This is a genomic window from Caballeronia sp. BR00000012568055 (genome assembly GCF_029439455.1).
Taxonomy (GTDB): domain Bacteria; phylum Pseudomonadota; class Gammaproteobacteria; order Burkholderiales; family Burkholderiaceae; genus Caballeronia.
Genome location: NZ_JAQFVG010000359.1, coordinates 1 through 6,887, shown reverse-complemented (window position 1 = coordinate 6,887; position 6,887 = coordinate 1). Strand labels below are relative to the sequence as shown.

The window sequence follows — 6,887 nt, the reverse complement described above, 5'->3', positions numbered from 1 at the left end:
ATGCACCGTCAGACCTTCGAAACCGAACGGCGCAATCAGGCGTCCGGTTTCCAGTTCGCGCTGCACGAGCAGAAGACTTTCAAGGCACACGCCTACGCCGTCCGCTGCTGCGCTGATCGCCATGAACGATCGATCGAAACGCGGCCCACGCGAGATATCCATCGACGTCGTGCGATGCGAGCGCATCCAGTCGCGCCATCCGACAAGACAGCCTTCGCTATGAATCAGGGTGTGATGCTGCAAGTCGGACAGGTTATGGATCGATGTATCGCCTTGCATGAGCTTGGGCGAGCACAAGGGCACGATGGTTTCGGATGGCAAATCGAGCACCATCGTGCCTGCGGGCTGCAATCGGCGCGCGCCGTATCGCAAGTCGATATCGACCGACTCGCGCGTCAGATCGATCGCGTCGTTCGATGCATGCAGCCGCAGATCGATATCCGGATGCCGTGCGGAAAAGCGCGCAAGACGCGGCATCAGCCATTGCGTGGCGAAGCTCGGTGTGGAATGCACGGTAAGGATGTCGCTCTTGGCGACGCGGTCGATATCGCGCGTGGCTTTATCGATACGTGCAAATGCGGCGCCGATCTCTTCCGCATAGTGCCGCCCGGTGTCCGTGAGAATCACCGCGCGATGCACGCGATGAAAAAGCCGCACGCTCAATTGTTCTTCGAGCAGCTTGATTTGATGACTGATCGCGGAAGGCGTGACGAAGAGTTCTTGTGCTGCAAGTGCAAAGGAGTTGAGTCTTGCGGCTGCTTCGAACGCCTGTACAGCCTTGAGCGTGACGCGATTGTGCATTGCAATGATGGAGTGAATTCAATTCAACGATAAGCCACTTTAATTCGTTTGAGCGCTTCCTTTCAAGCGAATACGCTTGTATCAGATGCCGGGAATCACATTCGAGGGAATACCCTGATGCCTATCTTGGATGCTTAGCCAAGCCATCTTCAACAAGCAGTCATTTAATTCACAAACACGCTAAAAACAGGAGATATTCATCATGTCAGAGTCGCGTCTTCTCGAAGGCAAGGTCGCCGTCATTTCGGGTGCGGCATCGCCCCGTGGAATCGGCATGGCGACGGCCCGCATGTTCGCGAAGCACGGCGCGAAGATCGCCATTCTCGATCTCGATGAAACCGCCGCACGCGAAGCGGCCAGTTCGATCGGACCGGAACATCGCGGCTATGCGTGCAATGTGACGGACCGCGCCGCGTGCGATACGGCCGTTGAAAAAGTGATCGCCGACTTCGGCGCGATCGATGTGCTCATCAACAATGCGGGCATCACGCAGGCCGTGAAGCTACTCGATATCGACGCGCAAAGCTGGGACCGCATTCTCGATGTGAACCTGCGTGGCGTGCTGTATCTCTCGCAAGCGGTCGTCCCGCACATGAAGCGTCAAGGTGGCGGTTCGATCGGCTGCATGTCGTCGGTATCGGCGCAACGGGGCGGCGGCATTCTGGGCGGGCCGCATTATTCCGCCGCTAAAGCAGGCGTATTGGGCCTTGCCAAAGCAATGGCGCGTGAATTGGGCAATGACGGCATCCGCGTGAATTGCGTCACGCCTGGACTGATTCAAACGGATATCAACGCAGGCAAGATCAGCGATGAAAAGCGCGTTGAGATACTCGCCGGTATCCCACTTAACCGGCTCGGCGTACCAGACGATGTAGCAGGCGCGTTCCTGTTCCTCTCTTCACCGATTTCTTCTTATATCACCGGCGCGGTGATCGATGTGAACGGAGGCATGCTGATTCACGGCTAAAACATCAAGCATCACGACTATAACGATCCGAAACTGGAGGAGCACACCATGACCGACCGCACGAAACAAGGCGGCATCGACCGTCGCACGTTCTTGAAAACGAGCGCGACCATCGCCGCTGCCGCACCGCTGTGGGGAATGACGACGCGCACCGCGTCTGCCGCCGATTTCTCGTACAAGCTCGCCACTGGACAAGACCCCTCGCATCCGGTGAATATTCGCGCACAGCAGGCCTGCGACAAGATCCGCGAAGCCACCGCAGGCAAGCTGGATATCAAGCTGTTTCCCGCCAATCAACTTGGTTCGGATACCGATCTACTTTCACAAGTGCGCAGTGGCGGCGTGGAGTTCTTCAACCTCGCCTCGTCGATTCTCGCTACGCTGACGCCCGCAGCGGGCATCGTCAACACGGGCTTTGCGTTCCCCGATTACGACACCGTGTGGAAAGCGATGGACGGCGATCTCGGCGGCTATATCCGCTCGCAGATCGAGAAGTCGGGAATCATCGCGGTATCGAAGCCGTGGGATAACGGCTTCCGTCAGATCAGTTCATCGACGCGTGTCGTCAAAACGCCCGCTGATTTAAAGGGTTTCAAGATTCGCGTGCCGCAAGCGCCCATGCTCACCTCGCTGTTCAAGTCCCTCGACGCAGGCCCCGCGCCGATCAACTTCAACGAGTTGTATTCGGCCTTGCAGACCGGCGTGGTCGAAGGTCAGGAGAATCCGCTGCCGATCATCGCCACGGCCAAGCTGTATGAAGTGCAGAAATCGATCAGCCTCACCTCGCATGTGTGGGACGCGTACTGGATTCTCGGCAATCGCCGCGCATTTCAGGCGCTGCCCGCCGATATGCGCGCCATCGTTACACGTGAGTTCGAAGCGGCGGGCATGAATCAACGTGCGGACATTGCGAAGCTCAACGGCAGCCTGCGCGACGACCTCAAAGCCAAGGGCATCAATATGGTCGATGTGGACCGCGAAGCCTTCCGCAATGCGCTGAAAAAGACCAGTTTCTATACCGACTGGAAATCCAAGTACGGCGATCAAGGCTGGGGCACGCTCGAAAAATACACCGGAAAACTGGTATGAAAGCCATGCACACGACCATGCTTCCGCATCACGCGCCAAGGCGCATCTTCGACGTTATCGATACCTGGCTCGGCCACTTCGTGGAAATCCCCGCCGCGTTGCTGGTGCTTGCTGAAATCGTGGTTCTGCTTGCAGGCGTGACGAGTCGCTACGCGCTTCACAATCCGCTCGTCTGGTCCGATGAACTCGCGTCGATGCTGTTCCTGTGGCTTGCGATGCTGGGCGCGGTCGTGGCCTTGCGGCGCGGCGAGCATATGCGTATGACGGCGCTGGTCGGCATGGCATCGCCTCGTGTGCGTGCTTTTCTCGATGTGGTCGCCATTGCCGCGCCGCTTGCGTTTCTGTTGATGGTGATCGGACCGGCAATCGACTTCGCACAGGACGAAGCCTTTATCACGACGCCCGCGCTCGATATTCCCAACTCGTGGCGCGCGGCTGCCTTGCCGATCGGCTCGGGTCTGATGCTGCTGGTCGCAGTATTACGTCTGATTCGTGTCGGTGACTGGAAGCTCACCATCGGCGCGCTCGCACTGATCGCAGCAATTGCAGGCGCTTTCTTCATGATGGGGCCGCATTTGAAGGACCTCGGCAATCTGAATCTGCTGATCTTCTTCGTCGGTCTCGTTGCGCTGGGCGTGCTGTCCGGCGTGCCGATTGCATTTTCGTTCGGACTGGCAACTTTCGGCTATCTCGCGTTGACGACGAGCACGCCGCTCGTGGTCGTCGTCGGACGCATGGACGAAGGCATGTCGCACCTGATTCTCTTGTCCGTGCCGTTGTTCGTGTTCTTAGGACAGTTGATCGAAATGACCGGCATGGCTGCGGCGATGATCGCGTTTCTTGCGAGCTTGCTCGGGCATGTGCGTGGCGGTCTCTCGTATGTGCTGGTCGGTGCGATGTACCTTGTTTCAGGGATCTCCGGTTCGAAAGCCGCCGATATGGCCGCGGTCGCGCCTGTGCTGTTTCCCGAGATGAAAGCGCGCGGCGCGAAGCCCGGGGATCTCGTCGCCCTGCTTGCCGCGACCGGCGCGCAGACCGAGACCATTCCGCCGAGTCTCGTGCTGATCACGCTCGGATCGGTGACGGGTGTATCGATTTCCGCGCTGTTCACGGGCGGCATGTTGCCCGGTATCGTGCTGGCGATCACGTTGTGCGCGGTCGTGTGGTGGCGGTATCGCGCGGATGATCTGTCGGGTGTGAAGCGTGCGACGCGCGGTGAGATCGTGCGTAAGTTGGCAATTGCTTTGCCTGCGCTTGCACTGCCCTTCGTGATTCGCGCAGCAGTCGTAGAGGGTGTAGCAACTGCAACGGAAGTATCGACGATTGGTATTGCATATGCCGTGCTTGCAGGGCTTTTGATCTATCGCCGCTTCGAATGGGCACGCCTCAAACCCATGCTGATCGATACAGCCGCGCTTTCCGGCGCGATCCTGCTGATCATCGGCGCGGCGACGAGTATGGCGTGGGCGCTCACGCAATCGGGCTTCTCGGGGCAGCTCGCCCGCACGATGGCTGCCCTGCCCGGCGGCGGCTGGATGTTCATGGCGGCGTCGATTCTCGTGTTTATCGTGCTCGGCAGCGTACTGGAAGGCATTCCCGCGATCGTATTGTTCGGACCGCTTATGTTTCCCATCGCACGACAAATGGGCATCAACGAAGTGCATTACGCAATGGTCGTGATCCTTTCGATGGGCGTCGGACTGTTCGCACCGCCTTTCGGTGTCGGATACTACTCAGCGTGCGCGGTGAGCCGCATTCATCCCGACGAAGGCATGAAGCCAATCATCGGCTATATCGCGGCACTGATCGTCGGTTTGATTCTGGTTGCAGCCATTCCCTGGATTTCCACGGGTTTCCTGAAGTAATTTCTCTTTGAGCCATTCATGCCGCTCCGTCTAAAACGGAGCGGTCAGGAGAAGTCATGTCATTCATCGACACGCCGGCGCTGTCGAACGCAATCCGCTTTCTTTCCATCGATGCCATTGTGCGTGCGGGCGAAGGGCATCAAGGCGTGCCGCTCGGCATGGCGGAAATCGCCACGGCGCTGTTCACGCGCCATATGAAATTCAATCCCGCCGATCCGCAGTGGCCTGACCGCGACCGCTTCGTTTTGTCGAATGGACATGGCTCGATGCTGTTGTATTCGCTGCTGCATCTGACGGGCTACGCGAACTTCGGTATCGATCAGATCAAGACGTTTCGCGATATGGGCTCACATTGCGAAGGGCATCCGGAATTCGATACGGCGTCAGGTATCGAAGTAACGACGGGACCGCTGGGACAAGGCATTGCGAACGCGTTCGGCATGGCGGTGGCAGAGGCGTATCTCAACGCGAAATTCGGCGACGCCATTGTCGATCACTACACGTACGCCTTCGTCGGCGATGGCTGTTTGCAGGAAGGCGTCGGCCAGGAAATGATTTCGCTGGCGGGGCATTTGAAGCTCGGCAAGCTCGTTCTGTGCTGGGACGACAACCAGATCACGGACGATGGCAGCACCACGTTGTCCATCAGCGAAAACGTGAGTGAGCGCTTTCGTGTTGCGGGCTGGCATGTGATCGAAGTCGATGGCCACGATCTCGAAGCCGTCTCTGAAGCACTCGCTTTAGCCAGGCGCGATCCACGTCCTTCGATGCTCGCCTGCCGCACGGTGATTGCGCGTGGTATCGCGCGTTTGCAGGGACAACGCGGCGGTCATAGCGGCCGCCTCTTTCCCAACGATGCCGACGCCGCGCGCAGCGAACTCAACTGGCCGCACGCACCCTTCGAGATTCCTGATGATGTGCTGCAAACGTGGCGCGAAGCGGGACGCCGCAACGAGCGTGAGTATCGCGCGTGGCGCGAGCGCGTTGCGTCGTTGCCTGGCGAGGCACGTGCGGAATTCGATCGCGTCATTGCAGGTGAGTTGCCGCAAGGCTGGCGCGACACACTCGAAGCCTATAAACGCGATGCGAAGGATGCACCGGGGGGCATCATGATTTCCGCCGAGATCAACGATCTGCTCACCGAAGTATTGCCCGAGCGTATGGTCGGTTGCGCGGACCTCGAAGCGCCGACGAGTCATAAACGCAGCTTGCGCGCGTTCACATCGGAAGATCGCGGCGGGGCTTATGTGCACTGTGGTGTGCGCGAGCACGTGATGGGTTCGATGGCCAATGGCATGGCTGCGCACGGTGGCGTTATTCCTTTGGCGGTCACTTATCTTGCCTTCTCTGACTACGAACGCCCTGCCATGCGTATGGCCGCTTTGATGGGCCTGCCCGTCAAATTCGTCTTTAGTCATGACTCGATTGGCGTCGGCAAGAATGGGCCTACGCATCAGCCTGTGGAGATTCTTGCGTCCTTGCGCGCGATGCCGAATATGCGCGTGTTTCGTCCTGCGGATGCGGTCGAAGCTGCTGAATGCTGGATGCTGGCTTATGAGCACAAGCGTGGTCCCAGCACGATGGTGTTCGCGCGACAGGCTTTGCCGCTCGTGCGGCGTGAGTATGATGCGGCGAATCGCTGTGCGCGGGGGGCGTATGTGCTTGCCGATGCTGAGGGCGGCGGTCCTCGCCGGGTGACTTTGATTGCTACGGGTTCCGAAGTATCTATTGCTTTGCAGGGTCGGGATGTGTTGCAGGCTAAGGGTATTTCAACGGCCGTCGTTTCTATGCCCTGCTGTGAGCTTTTTGATGAACAGGATGCTGCTTATCGGATGAGTGTGCTTGGGGTTGATTCGGTGCGCGTTGCGGTGGAAGCTGCTGTTCGGTTTGGTTGGGACCGGTATTTGGGGGATCGTGGGGGGTTTGTTGGGATGAAGGGTTTTGGTGCGTCTGGGCCTGCGGAGGCGCTTTATGAGCATTTTGGTATTACCGTGGCCGGGGTTGTTGATGAGGTTTTTTTGCGGCTTTTTTGATTGGGTGCTTCACTCCGGTGTTTGTGCTTCTTATTCAGTAGCCGCCTCCCCGGCGGGGAGGCGGCTACTGAACCAAAACGCAAGACAACGCCAAGCAGCACCCCCAACCAACCAAAACCCGGAAAAACCCCA

At 58.6% G+C, this 6,887-nt stretch carries 5 protein-coding genes; 4 read left to right on the top strand and 1 reads right to left on the bottom strand.

The features are described from left to right. Positions 1 to 801 (bottom strand): LysR substrate-binding domain-containing protein (locus tag P7F28_RS33095; protein ID WP_277189546.1); only part of this gene is annotated, 801 nt, incomplete at its 3' end. Between the two features lie 202 nt (positions 802 to 1,003). Between P7F28_RS33095 and P7F28_RS33090 the strand changes: the two genes are divergently transcribed. The 4 genes from P7F28_RS33090 to tkt are packed head-to-tail and all read left to right on the top strand — an operon-like array spanning position 1,004 to position 6,755. Next, positions 1,004 to 1,768, top strand: coding sequence for an SDR family NAD(P)-dependent oxidoreductase (locus tag P7F28_RS33090; protein ID WP_277189545.1), 765 nt, complete (start codon positions 1,004 to 1,006; stop codon positions 1,766 to 1,768). Positions 1,769 to 1,816: 48 nt separating this feature from the next. Next, positions 1,817 to 2,857, top strand: a complete 1,041-nt coding sequence (locus P7F28_RS33085; RefSeq protein WP_277189544.1) for a TRAP transporter substrate-binding protein — start codon at positions 1,817 to 1,819, stop codon at positions 2,855 to 2,857. A gap of 5 nt (positions 2,858 to 2,862) precedes the next feature. Then, the gene (locus tag P7F28_RS33080; RefSeq protein ID WP_370467455.1) at positions 2,863 to 4,722 is read left to right on the top strand and encodes a TRAP transporter large permease subunit; all 1,860 of its coding nucleotides are present in this window, start codon (positions 2,863 to 2,865) and stop codon (positions 4,720 to 4,722) included. A gap of 56 nt (positions 4,723 to 4,778) precedes the next feature. Then, positions 4,779 to 6,755: a transketolase gene (gene tkt, locus P7F28_RS33075; RefSeq protein ID WP_277189540.1), complete on the top strand. Its 1,977-nt coding sequence runs from the start codon at positions 4,779 to 4,781 to the stop codon at positions 6,753 to 6,755. The last annotated feature ends 132 nt before the right edge of the window (positions 6,756 to 6,887 follow it).